Source organism: Paenibacillus sp. FSL R7-0128 (genome assembly GCF_038002245.1).
Lineage (GTDB): Bacteria > Bacillota > Bacilli > Paenibacillales > Paenibacillaceae > Paenibacillus_AQ > Paenibacillus_AQ silagei.
This window is the reverse complement of sequence record NZ_JBBOCD010000001.1, coordinates 1,359,204-1,380,781: the sequence shown is the minus strand read 5'-3', so window position 1 is coordinate 1,380,781 and position 21,578 is coordinate 1,359,204. Positions and strand designations below refer to the sequence as shown.

Below are 21,578 nucleotides of genomic sequence, written 5' to 3'. Positions count from 1 at the left end.
CATGATGCTTCATACTATGGAGATCACCACCAGCAAACGGGATGAAATGCGGGATATTACCCGCGAGGTTCAGGCTTATGTGAAGAATAGCGGAGTTCTTAACGGACTGCTGATTGTCTATTGTCCGCACACCACCGCAGGGATTGCGATTAACGAGAACGCCGATCCTGATGTGAAGCGCGATGTGTTGATGCGTCTGGATGAGGTCTATCCCTGGGAGCATCCCAAATACCGCCATGCCGAGGGCAATACGGCTTCCCACTTGAAATCCATTACGGCCGGTCCTTCGCAGACCCTGATTATTCATGAAGGGGCTGTGCTGCTGGGCCGCTGGCAGGGCATCTATTTTTGCGAGTTCGATGGTCCAAGGCAACGCCAGTGCCACCTCAGAATTATGGAAGGCTAACACTGCCTGCCCTTGTAGAAGAGCAGCTACGCATGAACCGCGAAGCTGCTCTCTATACAATTTATAGTTCCTGTAACACTTTCACCATGCAAAGTTATACCAATGCAACGCTCTAAAGTACGAGCTGTTAAAAAAAACAGCTTTTTATAAACTGCGGCTTAATACCTTGACATGTGTCAGGGCGGCTTGCTTCACATCTTCAAACAACACTTTGTCCTGAATATAATACGATATGAATCCGTGAGCCGATAAGAATAAGGTCAACGGCACGTTCTGCCAGTCCTCCGATACATATCCCTCTTCCTTCATATGACGGCGGACAATGCTTGCAAATAACTCGAAACATCGGCCCTGTTCTGCCCGGCAATACGCCAGCAGCTCTTCGTCGCGGATCATGAACATGATCTCATACTGATACGGATGGTCCAGCCCGAACCGGATGAATTCCATAATCAGCTGCTCCACCCGGGTCATTCCCTCTTCAGGCGGAGAGGTCATTGCTTGATTCAGCAGCGAAGCCACATGATTGAAATCCTCAACTACAATGGCGTAGAAAAGTTCGGCCTTCTCTTTGAAATGGTAATATAGGGAGCCGTGGCTATAACCCAGGTGCTGACCAATGCTGCGCATCGAAATGGCACGGTACCCTTTGGTGATGAAAAGATGCCTCGCCGCCTCCAGAATTCTTTCTCTCGACAACTCCTGTTCCACTGCTCTTCTTGCCATAATCTATTCCCCTTCGCTGTAGTAAAGCCGCCGCCCTTCCGTAACGAGGGATTGCCCCTCCGTAAGATCGGTTATCCATGCGATAAATGCGTCACCTTCATCATTGCGCGGAAGACACAGCAGTGTAACTTTATCCGTAAACAAAGTCTCTCCGGTCTGGATATTCCGGCCCCGCAGTGCATTCTCCACCTTGCCCAGCCAGGTGTACTCGATTTCCACGAATACCTCCCGTCTCAGCACACGTGTAATGACCTCTCCGGCTTCCAGCGCCAGTACAGCGCCATCGGTATAGGCCCGAATCAGCCCGCCTGCACCCAGCATAATGCCTCCGAAATAACGGGTAACTACAATAGCGACATTCTTCACCTGTTGGCTGCGGATTACTTCCAAAATCGGTTTCCCGGCCGTTCCACTCGGTTCCCCGTCATCCGACTGTCTCTGGATCTCATCCCTCTCCCCGATCATATAAGCAGAGCAGTTATGCGTAGCATTCCAGTGCTGCTTCTTGATCGAATCGATAAATTGCACAGCTTCTTCCTCGTTCTCCACCGGCATAACATGCCCGATGAAGCGTGATTTACGGATTACGACCTCCCGCGAGCCGGGGGTACGTACCGTCCTGTATTGTTCCAGCATTGTTGTCCATTCCTTACTTTGCATGTGATGACTTGATATATATTAGGAGCAGCCCTGGTAGTGGTTACCTATGGACTGCTCCCTGATGACTTACTTTACTATGAATGATCTGCGGTTAGAGTGGGACTATTCGGTAAGTCTTGCTTCCAGTTCTGCCTTTTCTTTCTCGTAGCCTGGTTTGCCCAGCAGTGCGAACATGTTCTTCTTATAGGCTTCAACACCCGGCTGGTCGAACGGATTCACACCCAGCAGGTATCCGCTGATCCCGCAAGCCTTCTCGAAGAAGTACACCAGATAGCCGAAAGTATACGGCGTTTGGTCAGGAATGGTAACGATCAGGTTCGGCACCTGTCCATCGGTATGCGCCAGCATAGTTCCCTGGAATGCCTTCTTATTAACGAAGTCCATCGTCTGGCCGGTCAGGAAGTTGAGGCCGTCCAGATCATCCGGATCATTCTCGATCGTTACATGGTGCTGTACCTTCTCCACTTGAATAACCGTCTCGAAAATGTTGCGGTTACCCTCCTGAATGAATTGGCCCATGGAGTGCAGATCTGTCGAGAAGTCCACCGAGGACGGATAGATTCCCTTGAAGTCCTTGCCTTCGCTTTCGCCGTACAGCTGCTTCCACCATTCAGAGACAAAGTGCAGGGACGGCTCGTAGTTCACGAGGATTTCTGTCGTCTTGCCTTTGCGGTAGAGCGCGTTACGTACTGCAGCATATTGATAGCTCTGGTTCGTAGCCACATCGGGATTGTTGAACTCATCGGCTGCGGCTGCGGCCCCTTGCATCATTTCTTCAATGTTAATTCCCGCTACGGCGATAGGCAGAAGGCCTACCGGTGTCAGTACGGAATAACGTCCGCCTACATCATCAGGGATGATGAACGACTCATAGCCTTCTTCGTTAGCCAGCTTCTTAAGTGCGCCCTTCTCCTTGTCTGTTGTAGCGTAGATCCGTTTGCGTGCTTCTTCCTTACCGTATTTCTTCTCCAGTGCTGCACGGAAGATACGGAAAGCAATAGCAGGCTCGGTAGTTGTACCGGATTTGGAGATTACGTTCACGGAGAAGTCTTTGCCTTCTACCAGGTCAAGCAGATGCGTGATGTAGGTAGAGCTGATGTTATTACCGGCAAAATAAACCTCCGGTGTCTTGCGCTTGTCCTTGGACAGGTTATTGTAGAAGGAATGCGAAAGCGCCTCGATAGCTGCGCGTGCCCCCAGATAAGAGCCGCCGATACCAATCACGATCAGCACTTCGGAATCACTCTGAATCTTCTTGGCGGCCTGCTGAATACGGGCGAACTCTTCCTTGTCATAAGCTGTAGGAAGATCAATCCAGCCCAGGTAATCGGAGCCTGCTCCGCTCTTGTTATGCAATTGTTCGTGGGCCAGCTTCACCGGAGCGGCGAAGTAGTCGATCTCGGTCTGGCTGAAGAAGGAAAGGGCTTTGGTGTAGTCAAAATTAATCTTCTTGGACATCGGTAATGGTAGCCTCCTGTTTATCTCTTTAGATTTGACACCGTGTGTTGCAACATTATAATCTAGAATACTTTAATTTGCCTTGACTGGCAAGGTCTTAAGGCATATCCCCGGCTTTCCGAACCCTGTTTATGAAAAAATAGCTGAAAGCGGTTACTAAGCAGATAAGCAGACCTGTTCTGTGGAACAGGCCGTAACCTTCTGATAGAATGAAGGCAAACTTAGTTTCTATAATATGATCTCAGGAAAGCAAAGGTGGAATTGAAATGAAGCACATCGGCTTTATCGGACTCGGAACAATGGGAGCACCTATGGCGTCGAACCTGCTGCGAAGCGGCTTTGAGGTTACAGTGTATAACCGTACAGCAGAGAAATGCAAACCTTTGGAACAGGAAGGTGCGAAGACAGCCGCCACACCGCAGGCAGCAGCGGAAGGCAAGGATGTTATTATTACCATGATCAGCAACGATGATTCGATCCGTGAAGTCTTCCACGGTGACCATGGCATTCTCGCTACCCTTCAGCCGGGAACAACCGTAATCGATTCCAGCACCATCTCCCCCGGCCTTGCAAAGGAGATCGCTGCTGAAGTTGAAGCACGGGGCGGCAGCTTCCTTGATGCCCCTGTAACCGGCAGCAAGCCGGCAGCTATCGACGGCACACTGGTCTTCATGGTCGGCGGACATGCCGAAGTGATTGAGAAGCACCGGGATCTCTTCGACTCCATGGGCCGTCTGCTGCTGCATATGGGCGCTAACGGCAGCGGCGCTGTAGCCAAGCTGGCTCACAATGCCATGGTCGGCATTCACAATGTCGCGCTCGCCGAGGGCTTCTCCATTGCGGTGAAGTCCGGGGTACCCGCAGATAAGTTCCTGGAGCTGGTGAAGAACGGATCAGCAGGCAGCAAGCAGGCCGAGCTGAAGGGCCAGAAGATCATTGATAACGACTTCAGCAACCAGTTCTCCCTTGCCCTGATGCTCAAGGATCTCAAGCTGGCATCCTCGCTCAGCGATTCCACCGGCGTCCCTTCCCCTATGCTCGGCGTAGCCAAGAGCATGTTCCAGGCAGGCTTCAATCACGGCTACGGCGACGAGGACCTGTCCGCTGTGGTCAAATCCTACGAAGACTGGATCGGCCGGAAGATCGGCGAAGGTAACTAATGTAACGGCGGCTTTTCCAGAATCTGTTTATGATGGTGTTTCACACACTATTGTAAACAGGGGAGGAAGTTTCAATGCTGACCTTTGAACTCGCCCGGCCTCAAGATGCGGCCATGTTGGCGGATGTTCAAAAAAGAACCTTCGATGATGATGCCCGCCAATATCAGGATAAAGAGGAGGATGGCCCTCCCGGTTATAATTCAGTGCCCTGGCAGGCGGAACAAATGCAGCAGGGCCATTACTACAAGCTTCTGAAAGACGGTGGAATTGTCGGCGGGATGATAATCTTCCCGTCGCCCACAGAAGAGGAATGTCATCTGGGCCGGATTTTTATCGATCCCTTATATCAGAACCAAGGGTTCGGGCATGAAGCTTTGCATTTCTTATTTGTACAGTATCCTGCTGCCAAGCGCTGGACGCTGGATACTCCCTCGTGGGCCGTCCGGAACCATCACTTCTATGAGAAGCACGGCTTCATCCGTACCGGAGAGATCTATGATGCGGAGAGCAGCCAGAGCATCTGGGAATATGAGCGGACAGGTCCGCTGGCAGAGGCAGGCCGCTAAGAGCAGAATCACTTTACCGAGCGAACCATGATAATGGACCATGTGCCGGTGCGCAGCCAATCGTGTTCGGTTTTCCGCATACATTCTGTATATGTAACTCGTAATCAGGGCGCAGCCAGGCAGTATCGGCTGCGCCCTTTTACTATGCGAGCATGGCCTTCTTGTCAGGAGTGAGAACGCAAAAGTACCGGTGATTTAATCACCGGTACGGGAAGTTTATTTTACAGTATATGTACAAAAAAACATACGTTTTCCTTGCGTTAACTATAAAATTAATATAGCACAGAAATGTCAACATAACAAGCATTTTTATGGAAAATGAAGAAAATAAATGATTCTCCCCCTGTCAGCCTGTCGGCAAGGATCCAGAAGGCGCCCGACGCGGCTGTCCCCCTCTCCTCCCCTGATGATATGATCTTCTGCACGAAGGAGGCGACTGATATGCAAATTAGACTGAGAGATATCCGTAAAAGCTTCAAGGTGTACAAACGGCCCGAAGGAAAATGGGGACTGCTGAGAGGAGCGTTTATGCGGAATGTTACCCAGGTGGACGCGCTCGGCGGCATCAGCTTTGATATTGAGGAGGGTGAACTGGTAGGTTACATTGGCCCGAACGGCGCCGGCAAATCCACCTCCGTCAAGGTAATGAGCGGCATCCTGACACCCGACAGCGGAGAATGCACTATCTTGGGCAAGATTCCATGGAAGCACCGCGTAGAGCATGTATCCCGGATCGGCGTTGTGTTTGGCCAGCGCTCACAGTTATGGTGGGATGTTCCGGTGGCAGACTCTTTTGACGTGCTGAAGGATATTTATGCCATTCCTCCAGGCGACTACCGCTTAAGATTATCCGAGTTATCGGCAACACTTGGTGTGGAAGCGCTCTTAAGGACTCCGGTGAGACAGCTTTCGCTCGGGCAGCGGATGCGATGTGAGCTGGTGGCAGCACTGCTGCACCGGCCGAAGCTTCTCTTTCTGGATGAGCCAACCATCGGACTTGATGCGGTATCCAAGCTCGCGCTGCGCAATTTTTTGAAGGAAGAGAACCGTAAGTACGGGATTACGATGCTGCTGACTACACACGATATGGACGATATTGAGGCATTATGCGAGCGGGTCATGGTGATCGGGCACGGCCAACTGCTCTATGACGGGCAGCTCTCAGGTCTGCAGCAGAAATATGCGCCGGAGGTCGTCATGAAAGTGAACACGGATGCGATGATTGCTGCTATGTACAATGACTTGGCTTTGGGTTAAGCCCATCCACCCATCAGGAGGTGCACAATGAACTTTAGATATACATGGCGGGCCTGCAGCTCCCTCTTCCGAATCCGCATGGCAGAAGGGCTCCAGTACCGGGTGTCCGCTATATCTGGCACGATGGTCGGTGCGTTCTGGGCGCTTATAGAATGTGTGCTGTTTACCGTGTTCTATACATACAGCGAGAATGGCTCCTGGAACAATAACGGACTCAGCCTCCCTCAGGCCATATCCTATGTTTGGCTGGCTCAGGGGCTGTTTGTACTCCAGAGTATGAACATCGACAGCGAAATTATGGGCAAAATCAACAACGGCGACGTCGGTATCGAGCTGTGCCGGCCCATGAACCTGTACACCCACTGGTTTGTTAAAAGCTCGGCCGGCAAGCTCGGCACCAGTTGGATCAGGGGGCTGGCCACCGTACTCGCCGGGCTCCTGATGCCTGCCGGGTATGCCCTAGGGGGCCCTGCCTCATTGCCTGCACTATTCTATTTCCTTCTGTCGGCGGTTATGGCGTTTGTGCTGTGCTCAGCCTTCGCTATGCTTGTGACTGCGATCCGGCTGAATATCACTTGGGGGGACGGACCGACCTATATGCTTCTACTGCTAAGCGGCATATTGTCCGGCACCTACCTCCCCCTGCGGCTGTGGCCTGATTTCATGCAGACCTTCCTATACCTGCAGCCGTTTGGCGGATTCGCCGACATCCCTCTGCAGCTATATATAGGCAGCGTCGCTCCTGCCGCCGCATTGCCCGGCATCGGCTTACAGCTCCTCTGGAGCCTTATCTTTATCGCGGCGGGCCGGATGATCATGAAACGCAGATTACACAGCATTATCGTCCAGGGAGGGTGAGAGTAACGTATGCTTGCTGAAGGTAAAATTTATTGCAAATACTTGCGGATGCATCTGCTGTCCGGCATGGAATATAAGGGCTGGTGGCTGATGCTGATTCAGGTGCTTACTGTGGTGATCTCCGATCCCATAGCTACCGTCCTGCTGTTCTCCCGCTTTGGTAATATCGGCGAATGGACCGTCGCCCATATCATTCTGGTGTACTCGCTGGCGGTGGCTTCCTTCGGACTTGCCGAGAGCGTATGCCGCGGCTTTGATTATTTCCCGTGGCATCTGCTGCGCTCCGGCGATTTCGACCGGCTGCTGCTCCGCCCGCGGTCCCTGTTCGTGCAGGTCGCCGCTTCCAGATTCCATCTGCACCGGCTGGTCCGGCCGTTTACAGGGATCTGTGCTGCGGGCTGGGCGCTGGGACAGCTCGGCGTTCCCTTGACGCCCGGCAGACTCGGCATTCTGGCGATGGCGCTGGCCGGAGGCTGTCTGATGTACTGCGGAGTGTTCGTGCTAACCTCAGGTCTTGCTTTTTTCACGATCAAAGGGCTGGACTGGATCTTTCTGCTGACCAACGCCAGCTACCAGATTACCCGCTGCCCAGAGCCCTATTTGCCGCGAATGCTAAAATCCGTGTTCAGCTTTGTGCTCCCAATGCTGTTCATCAGCTTCTATCCGGCGGCCACCGTCTGCGGCTGGGATTATCCCCGCTGGCTGGGCTTCCTCTCGCTTCCCTCTGGAGCTGCCTTCCTCGGAGTGTCTCTGCTGGTATGGCGCATAGGCGTGAGGCATTACAAAAGCACGGGGAGCTGAGCTCCGCTGAAGCTGACAACACAAAAAAAAGCACCCCGGGACCATGAATCTTCCAGGGGTGCTTTTTTCTACCAGTTTCTTTTACACAATCGGGTAAGAACAGCAATAATCAGTTAATGCGAATACTTCCAGGGCAAACTTGGAGTTGCCGGGAACATGGAAGGTTTCCGCTCCGTCAATGTCCTTCCACACTTCAGTACCGGGAAGCAGCACCTTAAGCTTGCCGGAGAGAATCTCCATCGTCTCGGGGCCATCGGTGCCGAATTCGTATACGCCAGGCAGCATAATGCCGAGTGTCACCTTAGTGCCGTCTTCCAGTGTAACTGTACGGCTGGTCACTTTTCCGTCGTAATAAATATTGGCTGCTTTTTGAATTGTCGCGCCTGTAAACTGACTCATGTGCTTATTCTCCCCTTTGTCGTTAGATCCGTCTATTATAGCAGCGCTTTTACGCGGCTGACTACATTTTCTACAGTGAAGCCATATTCTCTGATTACGGTGTCGCCAGGGGCGGAAGCGCCAAAGGTAGTGATTCCCAGAATGTCGCCCTGGTCGCCTGTATAACGTTCCCAGCCGAAGGTTTGCGCCATTTCGATAGCCAGACGGGCTTTCACTTCAGGCAGGATAACGGAATCGCGGTATGCTTTATCCTGCTTCTCGAACAGATCCCAGCTCGGCAAGCTGATGACACGAACATCAATGCCTTCTTCGGCAAGCGCAGCCTGAGCCTTAACCGCCAGCTGTACTTCAGAGCCTGTAGCAATGATCTGTGCCTGTGGAGTGCCGTTCTTAGAATCAGAGACCACATACCCGCCGCGTTTGATGTTATCGCGTACACCGTCTACGGTTCCAGCCAGGATCGGCAGGTTCTGACGGGTCAGGACCAGTGCTACCGGATTGGCGGTATTCTCCATAGCGTATGCCCAAGCTGCAGAGGTTTCGTTGGCATCAGCCGGACGAATGACCGTAAGACCCGGAATGATACGCAGGGAAGCAAGCTGTTCAATCGGCTCATGGGTAGGACCGTCTTCACCGACAGCGATACTGTCATGGGTAAGCACATAGGTTACCGGCAGCTTCATGATGGAAGCCAGACGGACAGCCGGACGCAGGTAATCTGTGAAGACGAAGAACGTACCGCCGAACACCTTAAGACCGGTGTGCAGTGCAATCCCGTTCATGGCTGCAGCCATTCCGAATTCACGTACGCCGAAGTAGATGTTACGGCCGTCATAGGATTCTGAGGTGAACTGGGACAGACCGTTCAAGTGCGTCATGGTCGAGCTCTCCAGATCGGCAGAACCCCCAACCAGCTGCGGGATACCGCCAGTCAATCCGTTAAGCGCATTACCGGAAGCCACACGGGTAGATACAGCTTTGTCTTCTGCTTTGTAGAATGGCAGATTGGCATCCCAACCCGCAGGAAGCTCACCGCTTAGTGCAGTTTCGAGCTGTGCAGCAAGCTCAGGGTATGCTTTTTTGTAGGCTGCAAATTTCTCATCCCATGCTTTGTTAGCGGCGATTCCTTTGGCCTTCACTTCAGCGAAGCTGGCACGGACTTCATCCGGTACATAGAAATCTTCTTCATATACCCATTTGTAGTATTCCTTCGTCAGCTTCGTTTCATCAGCACCCAGCGGGGAGCCGTGGGTACCGCCGTGGCCGCCTTTACCTTGCTTGTTCGGGCTGCCGTAGCCGATGACAGTCTTCACTTCGATCAGCGTAGGTTTGCTGCTGTCTGCTTGAGCCTCTTCAAGAGCCTTAGCCAGTGCAGGAAGATCGTTACCGTCTTCTACGCGCAGAACCTGCCAGCCGTAAGCTTCAAAACGCTTAGCAACATTCTCGGAGAATGCAAGGTTGAGCTTGCCGTCTAGGGAGATATCATTCGAATCGTACATTACAATCAGCTTGCCCAGCTTCAGGTGTCCGGCAAGTGAAGCAGACTCGGAAGAGATCCCTTCCATCAAATCACCGTCGCCGCAGATGGCGTACGTATAATGGTCAATCACGTTATGTTCATCTTTATTGTAAGTCGCACCCAGCTGCGCTTCAGCCATTGCCATACCTACAGCCATACCGATACCTTGTCCAAGCGGACCGGTTGTCGCATCTACACCGGCAGTGTGGCCGACTTCCGGATGTCCCGGAGTTAAGCTGCCCCATTGGCGGAACTGCTTCAATTCTTCCATAGGCAGATCATAGCCGCTGAGGTGCAGCAGGCTGTAAAGGAGCATGGAGCCATGTCCGGCAGACAACACGAAGCGGTCACGGTTGACCCAAGTCGGGTGATCCGGGTTATGATTCATCGTCTTGGCGAACAATTGGTATCCCATAGGTGCGGAGCCCATCGGCATACCCGGATGTCCGGAGTTTGCCTTTTCAATGGCATCAATGGCAAGTGTACGGATTGTAGTGATGGCCAGGTTGTCCACCGTTGAGTTTTCTTCTTTATGAATGGCTTGATCTTTTGCTTGTTCAGTCATTACAATAATCCTCCTCGAATCAAGAATGTCATTTTGACTATTATTGTATCACGGAAGTGGAAGCATTTCCAATTGTTTTTGCTGCAGCTTATATTTAGCGGCTTCTGCCGGGTCTATGCACGCCTGTGCCAGATTAACGGTGCTACAGGAGGTTCTTTTTTGGAGATACGGATAGGAATCCAGAAACTTAGCCTTAAGTCTAGTTTCTAATTAAGACTAAAGTTTGTTTTACAAAGCGGATTTATACAGTAAGATGGAAGTACCTCAGCGGAATTTTAGCCGGATTATCCATAATTTCCAGCAGAAAGGAATTCAGAAGATGACTGCAAACAGAGATATTTATATTGTGCTGACCGGAACAGGCACAGCCTTCAGCGGAATTATTAAATGGTTCACCAAAGCGGAGCTGAATCATGCCTCGATTGCTTTTGACAGTGAGCTGCGTGAGGTCTACAGCTTCGGCCGGAAAAAAGTGTACAACCCTTTTATCGCCGGACTGATCCATGAGAACTTTATCCATCCGTTCTACAACAGTGCAGACTGTGCCATCTACCAGCTCAGAGTCAGTGAGGACGAATATGATACCATGTACAATCATGTCCAGGGCATGATGCAGAATCAGGAGCGTTATAAATATCATCTGCTCGGTCTGGTCGGCGTACTGTTGAACATCCGGATTGACCGGGAGAATGCTTTTTTCTGCTCCCAGTTCGTCGCCTCTGTATTGGAGGAAACTACTGTTCATCCGGTAGCCAAGCCCTCCTGCTTCGTCACTCCGGAGGATTTCGCTTCATCCCTGTGCGCCCACAAAATATTCAGCGGCAAACTCTCTTACTATATGGACCGGAGTCATTCTGCGGACCTCAGAAGTTCCAGTCTACATAACCCCCAAACTACTAATCCGGCAGATTTTGCGGCCCCAAGGCTGCGGCTGCATGAAGAACGGACCGAGGGAATCGTCTGAACGATCACCCTCCGCCCGCTTGATGCCAAGTAAAACAAAATCACAGTAGTACATAAGGCATAAGGATTGCGTCCCGCGTTATTTTACACGATGGCTCTGATAATATTCTGTCCAATCTCCGAGAATCGTTACTGCCACTGTATCCACCTTGGTCTGGTACTCATTAGTTGCGGTAAAGGTAAAAGTAACAGGACCATCCGGCAGCTGTTCGAACGATGGGTCGGCCAGCTCACCCGTCCATAAGGTCTTTTCACTCCCGGTCGGACTCAGCGCCGCCGTGTATCCTCCAGTCATTGTGACTTGCACGGTATCCGGTAGTCCGGTAGCTGTCCCCTGCAGCACAAATTTCTCGCCAGCCCAATAGACACTATACCCCCGCGGGCTTTCAGGCGAGCCGCTCTGTTTCAGATTGTACGCCTGACGGTTGCCATTCCACTCCTCTGTATGACGGACAGCCCCCTTGATGCTAAGCAGGTTAACCATAAAGTACTTTCTTGCGGACACAACACTCCACTCAAATCCATCGAAGACCTCAACTTCTACAGCATATTTTTCGTACTCTGCTAAGGCTCCATCCGGTACCTTCCATTGTTTTGAACTGGATACCTGGTCACCGGATTGAACTTTGATTGCACCGGTTGCCATATTAATAATTTTCACTCTGAAGCGCTGCTGCAGATCGCCGTCCTCATCCTGGTAATCCCACTTGATGATCGGTGTCAGCGTGCTGGCAATCGTTGGCTTGTTGGGACTATCACTTGTCGGATAGGTAATCGTGACCTTAGGTAACCGGTTCAACACGGTAATGCTATGGGACAGCTCTCTGAACAGTCCCAGGGAGTCCGTAACGAGCTGCCGATACGTAAAAACACCGTTTGAAGTAAACTTTTTGTTAAAATCGCCTTCTGTGCTCACAAGCCCCTCTACACCAGCCGCCGGTTTCAAGAAATACTGATGACTTATGGTGTCTCCTTTCGGAATATCCTCATCTGTTGCCGTGCTCTTGATATTAAGCACATCCGTCCGGTAGATCGGTACCTTCGTGGCATCTTTTCCTGTATCCGTGGTTAAGGTGAATCCTGGCTTCGGCGGGTTGTCGATGATGAACATTTTTTCATTGGAAATCTCCGACCAGGAGCCCTTGGAATACGCCCGCCCCAATACCGTGAAGTACTCGAAGCGATTGAATGTTGGGTTTGGAACTTGATACTGACGGATCGATCCGCTGCCATCTGTATTCTCTACCGTTTTCTCCAATAGCCCTTCTTTGGTGAAAAATTCAAGCCTGTACTTTTCCTGAGGATCATTCTCCGGATCGGAGTAGGTCCACTGAATCAACGGGTCCCCCTGCTTCTCTGCATCCAGGACCGTTGGGCTCGCGGTTGTACCCGGAGGAGAAGTGATCGTCATGGACGGGGCTTCGTTTTTGATTACATTCACTTTGAGTGACTCAATATTTGACTTCGCCCCAATCTGGTCCACTGCCCAATGTTCCAGGGTGTATATCCCCGGTTCCGGGAAGCTGATTTCGATGCTCGGCGTCTTATATAATTTGGTGGTGCTGTCGCTATCTGTCACCTTCCAAAAATATTGAAGACTGGCGATATCCGATGGATCATCATCATGATCTGACGATGTATACAGCTTCGTATCGAACTGATACGCCGTTGCAGGACCATTAATGGCGGCCGTAGGCACATGGTTGAGGACCTTGAACATCCGTGTCGCATTCGAGGAAAGCGATCCGTCAGAGGCGGTCAGGCGCATTTCCCAGCCATCTGAAATGGCTTGTTGCTGTGATATGCCGCTACGTGCGATCAGGTCCCGGATGGTCATCACCTGGTTTCGGTTACCCCCGGCGTAATAATATGGGCTGTTATTTATTCTGGCGTTCCAAGCATAGCTCAGCCAATCCCCGTCCTCGTCCGGATCCGGTGTCATATTCTCCATGGTTATGACAGTGTCCCGGTACACTTCCACCGGCATATTGAAGGCTGCTGCTGGGGGATGGTTTATAACTTGTACCGTTTGGCTGTAGGGCTGTGACCATAGGCCGCGGTTATCATGGACCTGAAGCGTCAACAGATACGTCCCCACGCCGTAGGCAGCGATATTCGGCGGCACCGTTGGATTGCCCCAATGGCTCCATACCTGCTGCCAGCCATCCTTAATCACTGTCCAGCTGTATACATCCAGTGGATCATTGTCCGGGTCGAAGGACTTGTCCGTGATTGTGGTAGCCTTACGGTACGATACGATGTTGGGCTCGACGGTGAACAGCGCTACCGGCGGCAGGTTGCCGGCTGCCCCTACCGTTTGCTGCGACCAGTCACTCCAGACGCCAATCCCATTCTCGCCATCGATGTCCCGCACTCTTAGCCGGATATCATACTGGTCATTAGTCGGTAGCTGTGCCGGCGGATATCCATCCGTCCAGACCTGCCCTTCTGTCTTCTTGTATTGCCATTGCCAGTCCATGATCCCTTTATTGGAGGCGGTGACATGATCCAAATCGTAGGAGCTGTCCGTGATCTGCAGCCAACCGCCTGACAGCCTGGCACTGAATAGCGCAATTGGCTTGCGGTGCACATGGAAGGTCATCGAAGACAGGTTATTCCGGCTCCATTTCCGGTACACATCGAACCGGTCGTCATCCTTGGGATTGTCGCGACCCTGGAACGTGGCCACGTAGGAACCGCTATACGGGAAGGTCGTATAGGGTGAACTTCGCCATAATCCAGAATCCCAAATGATCCCCATCGAATTATCAAAAAAGTACGGGTCATGATCGAACCGATACCGTTCTTCCCGCTTAGGGTCCCACTCCGAGTCAAAGAATTTCGTCCTTGTTTCCACTGGTGTATTGACCAGGACAAACGACTTGTTCCTCATCTGCTGTTTGACATTAATCGTAAGCGCCGCCTTCGCCGTCATTCCCGAAGGGTCGGATGCCGTGATGTTCACGGTGTAGGTTCCCGGCGGGATCGAGTCTTGCAGCACGTCCAGTGGGATATTGAATGGTTTGGACAGCTTGGCTTGAGGCACCACCGTCTTCTTGTAGAAGACACCAGGGATCTCGGCGGTGACGGTAACGTCCTCGTTATCTGGATCGCTGACATACCCCTCTATGTTGATTCCGCTGAGGCCCGGAGCATTAACCAGCGTAATTCCATTCGCTGTTCCTACGGACAGGCTAGGGGCATAATTGGGTATCAATTGAGCTACTCTAGTCATGTACGGCGACCACCAATAGGTTTTCGTCCAAGCCAACACTCGAATGCGGAACATTTCTGGATCTTTATCTAGTCCTGGCGTATAATCACTTGGCTGATAATAGTTATATCCTTGTGCATATTCATTAGGATAGGTGTTCGCCATTAACTCCCGTATTTTGGACATATCTACATCAAGAACAGCAGGCATATAATATCCTTGTGATGCTACTGCATTGGCGTGTAACATCCCCCAATCTGCTGACCAGTTGTAATATTGACCATAATAATCAGGTGTTCTAGGATCGTTACAGGTCCATAAATTATCATCACCATAAGCATTTCTGTTTAATTCATATTGATATGCAGCTTTGGTATACACGGTACTACACATTTCGATTTTCATTGGCTCAGTATATCCGCCCCAATCAGGTCTTCCCGTTGTATAAGTAACATGCAAATTAGATCCTGGAATAATATCATAGGTCATTCTTTTGGTCGTTTTATTAAATTTAAGATTGGTTACCTTCAGAGCAGGGAAATCAATGACAACCTTATCATCCTGATTGGCATGTCCCCCTCGCCCAGCTTCAAAAATAATATCCCGATAATAAATGAAATTATCCTCTGCAGCCTGCACTGTACTGGCCAGTCTCGTCACTTCGACAACTGGTTGCGGCAGTACGGGAATCAGCAGCAAATAGGCCATAAGCAAAATGATACTTCTCTTGAATCTCTTCATGATCTGCCTTCCCCCCTTACAAGTCCCAATCGACTTCTGGCGCGCGGTTATCTATTTCTACCGTCCGCTCCACTAGCGCTTGTTTGATGGGGTCGGTATACGAATCTGCAGAACGCCGGTCCGCCTCCGTCACGTAATCCTCGATGGTCGGCTGGCCAAACTCTTCAAAGACCGTCAACCGGATCTCATATCTCCCCACCTGAGTCAATTCCAGCTTAGGATTAATCTCATTTCCATTATTGAAAATCTCCCAATTCTCATCGGTAAACCGCCCGTCATTATTGGAGTCGTACCGATACTCCCAGATTCGACGGTTCAGGACGTCCTTGTCTGTGGAAAAGGACCTGTCCGTAATTTGGATGATCGCTCTATTCCCCTTCTCCGGGTCCCGATACATTTTTTGGGCAACGTCAAAATAAACACTTGGGACTTCGTCCGGTGCAATATCGAACGTGATCTCCCCATCTGCACCATAGCCGGCTGTATTCTCAACATGAATATTCGCTTTGTATTTGCCTGGCTTCCGGAATAGTACGTCCTTGCTCTCCAGCTCGGCCAGACTGCCGCTATACTTGATATCTGCATGGGTCCCGCCGCTGACTGCGCTGATCGTGACCTGAGTTTTGGATTTAATGATCGGGAACCGTGTTGGGCTTGTACTACTGTTGGTGAGCGTGGTTTTCCGGTTCTGCTTCAGCGATCCTGTGATCTCCAAGGTTGCGGATGGGATAGGTTCAATGACCGTCACCTCGGTACTGGTGCTCCCGATCAGCCCGTCATTATCAACGACGGTAAGACTGATGGGGAATGTCTGTCCTACCTTATCCCGTGTGTACCAGACATAACCTCTGGCCGTATTTTCAATCCCGCCTTCTGCTCCAGGAGTTCCCCAGGCATAATCGGTGATATAACCGTCCGGGTCGGAGGAATTTCCTCCATATACCATCATGTCAGACCCGGCTTTGACATACTTAGGTGCGCTGATCCGGGCAATCGGTGGCTTGCCCTCGGGCTTGGTCGGCTTGTTCGGTACGGATGGATAGCTGACCGGATTGTCCTTCTTGTACACCCCGGCCGAGACTTCCATTTTCTGCTCCAGGGACGTTATCGTCCCGGTCTTCGTAATGACCGGATTCTTGAACCGAATGATTACCGTCAGCGCGTAATCCTGTTTGAAGCTGTCACTGGTCACCCGGCTGGCTGGGATCTGGAAGTCAAAGCTTTTCGATGCGGTGAGCATTTTTCCGTATTCTTTCTTCATGTCAGCCTTCGCTGAACTGTCTTTTTCCTTGGCATAGAACACCCATTCTTCGATGTTAGAGGAATTTGTGTAACCCAGCAGCTCGCCTTTAACGTTGATCTTCACATCGACCTTGCTGCCTTCCAGCTTGATTGGGTTTGGACTCGGCTTCTCTAGCGTGGCCGTTCCGTTTAGTGTAACTTGGTCGGGTGGGGAATAATCAAAGGTGACCGAACCGGCGTAGCTGTAGGATGTGACTTTGGCTTCGGCATCGTAGTGATATGGAAGGGTAACGTAATAAAGCCACCCCTTTGCATGACCACCTCTTCCAAAACCTTCCGATACTTCTTCTGGCACTCTAAGCTTCGACGGCATAGAATACGTTATTATAAATCCCCCATTTTTTACACCAACAGTTCCTTTAGCATCTTGTAAATTATGGGCGTTAAGCCGAATGCTCGATTGAACCACGCTACTATATGGAACGGGAGTTTTATCTAGCTTAAACCAGGCTGCAACATTAGGATTTTTGGGATCAGACTTAGTAGAAACCGTAGTTGTAGGTGGTACTTCAGATGGCGTTCCGTAATCTTCTGCGTTTTTGTTTGAGCTTTCGTTATAACCCTTGTATTCATTGTAATTATTAATTTGCCAGCGCCGTCCATCAGAATACCGCCAAATCGAGTTCCCGGGTACGCTTATAAATGGTTTGCCAAACTCTGCATCCATTCCTACAACAGGAAAGATCTCATCTTTCACATTCCCCTTCAGCGTTACTTTGATTTTCCCATTCTCAACAGTGAGGCCTCCTACAACAGTGTTTTTTCCTGAATACTTGAGTGTCCCTGCCTTAATCGCGGGGCCGGTGGCCCCGCTAGGCAAATCCAGATAAAACGTCTTGGCACTATTTCCTGATCCGCTTAACCCGGTAGTCACCGGCACGCTGACGCTGCCTTGCTTAGGACTTTCTGCTTGTGCCGAATAAATATAGTTCGGCCTCATGATTAGGCAAGCTACAATTAGCACAGCAATCCAAAATTTCTGTTTTTTCATTGCTTACACTCCCTACCTCTTCTCATTCACAATGTATTTTGTGGTAGAGTTGCTTTTGTTATCTAGCCAGATTACAAAATAATTAAATTTCCCGGTGTAACGAAACCCTTGGTATGTGCTGAGTTTTTCTCCAGGGTTCAAAACCCATGTCCACAACGCATTTTTATTATTTACAGAGTCATCTAACTTACCAGGCATTGCTGCGGAAGCTTCCCCCATGTTTAGATCTCCAAAATTCAGACGCCATTTGTTACTCAAATCTTTAATATTTCTTTGTACTACATTCCCACCTTTATTTTCTACAGTGATTTTAGTCCATACAAAATACTGAGCACCATCCAGGTCATAGCCGTATTGTTTAGCCAGCGCCTGAGCATCCTTTGACTTGGAATCAAAGATCATAATCTTCTCCAACGTATAACTAAGCCCCCCAGACGTAACTGTCACCGGCAGCTCCACATCCTTCACCAATCCATACTTAGACAGGTTGTCCCTCATAATAGGTGCTGCCGTCGGTTTTGCAGCTGTCGCATGTGCAGATCCGACTTGGCCTGAAATCGAACCTGCTAACAGTGCAGTTGCTAACATTGCTTTCATCATTATCTTTTTCATCTGAATCTCTCCTTTAGTAGTTTGTACGACCTGCTAAGGCTCGCCTCGGTGCAGGATTACCCTGCCGGATAGTTCATCGATTCAGCTTATACTCCTGAACCGCCGGCACTGTGATGGCCTCCTGAACCTTGCTTCTGGAGATCAGCACCGGATGCTGCGTTTGAATAACGGCGATGACCGAAGGACCTTGTATGTATTTGGTGATACCGTAAGTACTGTCCTCATAGAGCAGCGGAAAAGTATCGCCCGTAGATTCATCCAGGATGTCGAACTTGACGATCTTCACTTGAGCCTGAAGCCGGCTCCCCGCCAAGGGGGATAAGCCGTCATCCAGTCCCAGATTACTCTGCAGGGTGTGGCGGAAGGTGACATAAGCCTCAGCGGGGTCAATGACCAGACGGCCTTGGGCCCTCGCTGCTTCGTTCAACTCCTGTGATGCGTCATGGACGGCCATATTATTGGCATCCTTAAGCATGCTGCGCACCTGGTCCCATTCCTGATTCTGAATCTGAAAAAACCAGGAATAAATAAAGATCAACAGGACAAAGGCCAGCTTAATAATATAATCCATAGGTTAGCTTCATCCCTTAATTAATCGAGATATTCACTCATGATCGAGCCATGTCCATAGTACTGTGCCGGCTGGGATACAGCGGAGAAATTGTAAGGGAACAGGTTCACCCGCGGCGCGGTCACGTACACATCAATCCGCTGTTTGCGTTCAAGGATCACTTCTGTTCCGCTCGTGATCTTAATCGAGCCTTCGGGAAATCCTACAGCCTTCAGGTTAGAGATGACCTCAGCCTTCATGGAGGGAGTGACCATCCCTTCTGTCGCCGCCTTTTGCGTGATATACGAGGTGTTGGCTTTGACCTGCAGATCGAGCAGATAATCGATGTACGTAAAAATCGGCTGCAGGATAATGAACAGCACCAGCCACATGAACAAGGCCCGGAGGACGGTTGCCTTCAAGCACAGCGCCTCCTTTTAATACTTCTCAACAGCTTTGACATGGGTGATAATATCATCCTGGCTGCCGCCGATAATGCTTGTAGCCCCAGCGATAAAAATTCCGGCAATCACAAAGCCAATAGCCAGAAACAGCGCGACGGAAATTGAGTCCTTCTTCATCTCCGTTAAACCAAAGGGCCAGCGATTGTGTACGTTACTGCTGCTTCCACGGAATCTGCGGGCTGAACCAGACTAACCTTCGGGATTTCAGGTCTGTTGTCATCCGCTTTATCGATTACGTCCCGTACTACAGGAATCAATACAGCAATTACGATAGCCACACACAGGAACCCGATTGCGATAAATAAACCAGTAGAAATAGCATCTTTTTTCATTGTTAATATCTCCCTTTTGATTGTATATTTTAAAATGATTCTTGAATATAACAAAAATTTCATTTGGTTCTTTTTCTTGCTGTCAGCCTGCCTGAACTCGTCATTGGAACATCCCTACGCCGTTAAAATTCCCTTTGATCAGCATAATGTACTGCATCGCCAGCGACACAATCATCAGAAAGGTGGCGATCGACGGAATGACATTGATGATCGTGGACATGTCCCCGATAAAGGACCACTTCTTCAAATATTGGTCACTTGAGATTTTGGTAATAATTTTGCCCTGCTCCTGCAGATACTTCGCTGCTTCATGGTCATCATCCATCCCTTCTGTCGCAAGCAGAATCGAACGGATATCGTTGATAAACATGTGGTTCTCCGGGAATTTGCTGCAAAACCATTCAATGGCCCGCTCCGTCCCCTCATCCACCGCCCGCTCCGACAGCTCATACAGATCCTGGCGGATGTAACTGAAATGGTTGGCCGTCCCGGCGCAGAAGGCGCCAAATTCCACATATCCCCGTTTGCGCAGACGGTTGTTCTCATAGAGACGGATGAAGGAGATCAGCTCCCCGTCTTTTTGAATCAGTGTCTTCTGATGCAGCCAGCTCAGCACCCAACCGAACGGCAGCACCCGCTGCGGGCTGGTAATTACGAGAATCAGCAGAGCAATCAGAGGATCGTATATGGACAGTGGCTCTAATCGTACGAAGTCTCCCGTTACCTGGGCCAGCAAATAGAGGAAAGCCGCCGCATATCGGAACAGGGTGATTTTGGCTGCTGATATAGAGAGTCCGCTCTGATTGAGCAATTGCTGCAGCCGCTCATTGTGCACACGTTCCCCGAAAGCCTTCCACTGCTGGCCCAGACGGAGCACATACCGCTGCTGACGGCTGCTGCTGCTGACAAAGACCAGTAAGGCAAGATACACAATACCTGTTACAGCTATCAAAAGTAGTAATCTATCCATCATTCATCACCTTAATGGTAGTCCAGTTTGGGTCTGGCGAGGATGGTACTGATCATGAACGAGATGAATAGGCCCGTCAGGATCACCATCATAAATGTAAGTCCAATCGTTGTCTCGAACTGCAATTTGAAATACACATCCGGCTTCAGCATGTACATGAACGTTCCAACAGAAGATACCAGCACTATCAGATTACCGTACAGTCCCAGGCTGATTGCATCTCTGCTGCTGGCCTTCACCGTCAGAATAGTCTCCCGTTGCAGCTCCATGGAGCGGTTAAGCGTCATGAGCGAGCTTTTGAGATAACGGGTGCCTTCCTTCTCGCAATAGAGCAGATCCGATAAGAATTCTACGGCAAACGTCGTGCCAATCGCTCCGGCAAAACGCCCGGCTTCCTCGTTCAGCTCCCGTTCATTGCTATAGCCAGCGAACGCTGCCCCCAGCAGTCTCAAGGGCGTCTTCAACACATTCTCCACCGGCAGCAAGTCACTGGTCTTGGACAAAATGGAATCCGCAGACAAATGCGTAAATTTGGTGGCAATTTTGATCACATCGAGCAGATCGTAGCTCCCCCGCACCTTGCGCTGGGCATAGGTATATCTCATCCGCAGATAAGGAATACAGGCCGAGAGCACCGCCAGAAACAGCGGAAGCCGCCAGGCATTCGCCACAGGTGCGCCGTCATTCAACACCATGCCTTCCAGAAAAGGATTGCTGAAGCTCATCTGCCCCGGCAGCTCTTTAAGAGTCAGCAGACTCGATAGGAATACACCGAGGAACAGCATCCCCGAACGGGTGACGAAGCGCAGCACACTGATGCCCGGCTCGTATCGCTTATGGGCAAAATACAGCAGATCATCCAGATGGCGGTACAGCCACATTTCCCTCTTCGCGCTGCTGACCTTGTGGCCGAACAAGCTCATCCGCAGATCCAGCTTTTGCCCCCACTGCCATAGATGCCGCTCAATCAGCGGCTTGACCAGCAGCCAGAGTCCGGCTGCAACGAGCAGGTGAAGCACAAACTGAATGATATAGAACAGCAGCTCCACAAGCACTCTCTCCTC

21 protein-coding genes are annotated in these 21,578 nt (G+C 50.6%); 7 read left to right on the top strand and 14 right to left on the bottom strand.

Annotation, left to right across the window (positions count from 1 at the left end; genetic code table 11):
* Positions 1 to 4 precede the first annotated feature (4 nt).
* Positions 5 to 406: a secondary thiamine-phosphate synthase enzyme YjbQ gene (locus NST26_RS05805; RefSeq protein ID WP_340980804.1), complete on the top strand. Its 402-nt coding sequence runs from the start codon at positions 5 to 7 to the stop codon at positions 404 to 406.
* A gap of 144 nt (positions 407 to 550) precedes the next feature.
* On the opposite strand, the gene NST26_RS05800 is transcribed toward NST26_RS05805, so the two are convergent.
* The 3 genes from NST26_RS05800 to NST26_RS05790 all read right to left on the bottom strand — a co-directional run bounded on the left by NST26_RS05800 (position 551) and on the right by NST26_RS05790 (position 3,250).
* Entirely contained in the window at positions 551 to 1,132 is a 582-nt protein-coding gene (locus tag NST26_RS05800) for a TetR/AcrR family transcriptional regulator (RefSeq protein WP_340978786.1), read from the bottom strand.
* Positions 1,133 to 1,135: 3 nt separating this feature from the next.
* Positions 1,136 to 1,768, bottom strand: a complete 633-nt coding sequence (locus NST26_RS05795) for a YigZ family protein (RefSeq protein ID WP_209876642.1) — start codon at positions 1,766 to 1,768, stop codon at positions 1,136 to 1,138.
* Positions 1,769 to 1,894: 126 nt separating this feature from the next.
* Complete coding sequence (locus NST26_RS05790; RefSeq protein ID WP_036700477.1) at positions 1,895 to 3,250, bottom strand: glucose-6-phosphate isomerase; 1,356 nt, start codon at positions 3,248 to 3,250, stop codon at positions 1,895 to 1,897.
* A 260-nt stretch (positions 3,251 to 3,510) separates the two neighbouring features.
* Here NST26_RS05790 and NST26_RS05785 point away from each other — a divergent pair, with 260 nt between their 5' ends.
* From NST26_RS05785 to NST26_RS05765, 5 genes are all read left to right on the top strand, one after another.
* Positions 3,511 to 4,410 (top strand): NAD(P)-dependent oxidoreductase, encoded by a 900-nt coding sequence (locus NST26_RS05785; protein ID WP_327196471.1) that lies wholly within the window; start codon positions 3,511 to 3,513, stop codon positions 4,408 to 4,410.
* A gap of 74 nt (positions 4,411 to 4,484) precedes the next feature.
* Positions 4,485 to 4,976 (top strand): GNAT family N-acetyltransferase, encoded by a 492-nt coding sequence (locus NST26_RS05780; protein ID WP_340978785.1) that lies wholly within the window; start codon positions 4,485 to 4,487, stop codon positions 4,974 to 4,976.
* A 441-nt stretch (positions 4,977 to 5,417) separates the two neighbouring features.
* Positions 5,418 to 6,233 (top strand): ABC transporter ATP-binding protein, encoded by an 816-nt coding sequence (locus NST26_RS05775; protein ID WP_235191955.1) that lies wholly within the window; start codon positions 5,418 to 5,420, stop codon positions 6,231 to 6,233.
* Positions 6,234 to 6,260: 27 nt separating this feature from the next.
* On the top strand, positions 6,261 to 7,091 hold the full coding sequence (locus NST26_RS05770) for an ABC transporter permease (protein ID WP_340978784.1): 831 nt from the start codon (positions 6,261 to 6,263) through the stop codon (positions 7,089 to 7,091).
* Between the two features lie 9 nt (positions 7,092 to 7,100).
* Positions 7,101 to 7,892, top strand: coding sequence for an ABC transporter permease (locus tag NST26_RS05765; RefSeq protein WP_036727554.1), 792 nt, complete (start codon positions 7,101 to 7,103; stop codon positions 7,890 to 7,892).
* 81 nt (positions 7,893 to 7,973) lie between these two features.
* On the opposite strand, the gene ppnP is transcribed toward NST26_RS05765, so the two are convergent.
* Positions 7,974 to 8,291 carry a pyrimidine/purine nucleoside phosphorylase gene (gene ppnP, locus NST26_RS05760; RefSeq protein ID WP_339254261.1) on the bottom strand — a complete coding sequence of 106 codons (318 nt, stop codon included), beginning with the start codon at positions 8,289 to 8,291 and terminating at the stop codon, positions 7,974 to 7,976.
* Between the two features lie 35 nt (positions 8,292 to 8,326).
* On the bottom strand, positions 8,327 to 10,375 hold the full coding sequence (gene tkt / locus NST26_RS05755; protein WP_036727551.1) for a transketolase: 2,049 nt from the start codon (positions 10,373 to 10,375) through the stop codon (positions 8,327 to 8,329).
* Between the two features lie 319 nt (positions 10,376 to 10,694).
* Between tkt and NST26_RS05750 the strand changes: the two genes are divergently transcribed.
* On the top strand, positions 10,695 to 11,339 hold the full coding sequence (locus NST26_RS05750; protein ID WP_340978781.1) for a hypothetical protein: 645 nt from the start codon (positions 10,695 to 10,697) through the stop codon (positions 11,337 to 11,339).
* Between the two features lie 78 nt (positions 11,340 to 11,417).
* On the opposite strand, the gene NST26_RS05745 is transcribed toward NST26_RS05750, so the two are convergent.
* From NST26_RS05745 to NST26_RS05705, 9 genes are all read right to left on the bottom strand, one after another.
* Entirely contained in the window at positions 11,418 to 15,293 is a 3,876-nt protein-coding gene (locus NST26_RS05745) for a hypothetical protein (protein WP_340978780.1), read from the bottom strand.
* Positions 15,294 to 15,309: 16 nt separating this feature from the next.
* Complete coding sequence (locus NST26_RS05740; RefSeq protein WP_340978778.1) at positions 15,310 to 16,890, bottom strand: hypothetical protein; 1,581 nt, start codon at positions 16,888 to 16,890, stop codon at positions 15,310 to 15,312.
* A 708-nt stretch (positions 16,891 to 17,598) separates the two neighbouring features.
* Positions 17,599 to 18,198, bottom strand: coding sequence for a hypothetical protein (locus NST26_RS05735; protein ID WP_340978775.1), 600 nt, complete (start codon positions 18,196 to 18,198; stop codon positions 17,599 to 17,601).
* 73 nt (positions 18,199 to 18,271) lie between these two features.
* Positions 18,272 to 18,769, bottom strand: coding sequence for a hypothetical protein (locus NST26_RS05730; protein ID WP_340978772.1), 498 nt, complete (start codon positions 18,767 to 18,769; stop codon positions 18,272 to 18,274).
* A gap of 20 nt (positions 18,770 to 18,789) precedes the next feature.
* Positions 18,790 to 19,170 (bottom strand): hypothetical protein, encoded by a 381-nt coding sequence (locus tag NST26_RS05725; RefSeq protein WP_340978770.1) that lies wholly within the window; start codon positions 19,168 to 19,170, stop codon positions 18,790 to 18,792.
* Positions 19,171 to 19,185: 15 nt separating this feature from the next.
* On the bottom strand, positions 19,186 to 19,329 hold the full coding sequence (locus NST26_RS05720) for a hypothetical protein (RefSeq protein WP_155991580.1): 144 nt from the start codon (positions 19,327 to 19,329) through the stop codon (positions 19,186 to 19,188).
* Positions 19,330 to 19,334: 5 nt separating this feature from the next.
* Entirely contained in the window at positions 19,335 to 19,544 is a 210-nt protein-coding gene (locus NST26_RS05715) for a hypothetical protein (protein WP_036727541.1), read from the bottom strand.
* A 100-nt stretch (positions 19,545 to 19,644) separates the two neighbouring features.
* Positions 19,645 to 20,514 (bottom strand): hypothetical protein, encoded by an 870-nt coding sequence (locus NST26_RS05710; RefSeq protein ID WP_340978768.1) that lies wholly within the window; start codon positions 20,512 to 20,514, stop codon positions 19,645 to 19,647.
* Between the two features lie 11 nt (positions 20,515 to 20,525).
* Complete coding sequence (locus tag NST26_RS05705) at positions 20,526 to 21,563, bottom strand: hypothetical protein (RefSeq protein ID WP_340978766.1); 1,038 nt, start codon at positions 21,561 to 21,563, stop codon at positions 20,526 to 20,528.
* Positions 21,564 to 21,578 lie beyond the last annotated feature (15 nt).

What these genes read in the sequence shown, in the direction of transcription:
- NST26_RS05730 (WP_340978772.1), bottom strand. Translation starts at nt 18,769, where the DNA reads ATGGATTATATTATTAAGCTGGCCTTTGTCCTGTTGATCTTTATTTAT.
- NST26_RS05720 (WP_155991580.1), bottom strand. Translation starts at nt 19,329, where the DNA reads ATGAAGAAGGACTCAATTTCCGTCGCGCTGTTTCTGGCTATTGGCTTT.
- NST26_RS05770 (WP_340978784.1), top strand. Translation starts at nt 6,261, where the DNA reads ATGAACTTTAGATATACATGGCGGGCCTGCAGCTCCCTCTTCCGAATC.
- NST26_RS05735 (WP_340978775.1), bottom strand. Translation starts at nt 18,198, where the DNA reads ATGAAAAAGATAATGATGAAAGCAATGTTAGCAACTGCACTGTTAGCA.
- NST26_RS05710 (WP_340978768.1), bottom strand. Translation starts at nt 20,514, where the DNA reads ATGGATAGATTACTACTTTTGATAGCTGTAACAGGTATTGTGTATCTT.
- NST26_RS05795 (WP_209876642.1), bottom strand. Translation starts at nt 1,768, where the DNA reads ATGCTGGAACAATACAGGACGGTACGTACCCCCGGCTCGCGGGAGGTC.
- NST26_RS05805 (WP_340980804.1), top strand. Translation starts at nt 5, where the DNA reads ATGCTTCATACTATGGAGATCACCACCAGCAAACGGGATGAAATGCGG.
- ppnP (WP_339254261.1), bottom strand. Translation starts at nt 8,291, where the DNA reads ATGAGTCAGTTTACAGGCGCGACAATTCAAAAAGCAGCCAATATTTAT.
- NST26_RS05800 (WP_340978786.1), bottom strand. Translation starts at nt 1,132, where the DNA reads ATGGCAAGAAGAGCAGTGGAACAGGAGTTGTCGAGAGAAAGAATTCTG.
- NST26_RS05750 (WP_340978781.1), top strand. Translation starts at nt 10,695, where the DNA reads ATGACTGCAAACAGAGATATTTATATTGTGCTGACCGGAACAGGCACA.
- NST26_RS05775 (WP_235191955.1), top strand. Translation starts at nt 5,418, where the DNA reads ATGCAAATTAGACTGAGAGATATCCGTAAAAGCTTCAAGGTGTACAAA.
- NST26_RS05790 (WP_036700477.1), bottom strand. Translation starts at nt 3,250, where the DNA reads ATGTCCAAGAAGATTAATTTTGACTACACCAAAGCCCTTTCCTTCTTC.
- NST26_RS05780 (WP_340978785.1), top strand. Translation starts at nt 4,485, where the DNA reads ATGCTGACCTTTGAACTCGCCCGGCCTCAAGATGCGGCCATGTTGGCG.
- tkt (WP_036727551.1), bottom strand. Translation starts at nt 10,375, where the DNA reads ATGACTGAACAAGCAAAAGATCAAGCCATTCATAAAGAAGAAAACTCA.
- NST26_RS05745 (WP_340978780.1), bottom strand. Translation starts at nt 15,293, where the DNA reads ATGAAGAGATTCAAGAGAAGTATCATTTTGCTTATGGCCTATTTGCTG.
- NST26_RS05715 (WP_036727541.1), bottom strand. Translation starts at nt 19,544, where the DNA reads ATGAAAAAAGATGCTATTTCTACTGGTTTATTTATCGCAATCGGGTTC.
- NST26_RS05765 (WP_036727554.1), top strand. Translation starts at nt 7,101, where the DNA reads ATGCTTGCTGAAGGTAAAATTTATTGCAAATACTTGCGGATGCATCTG.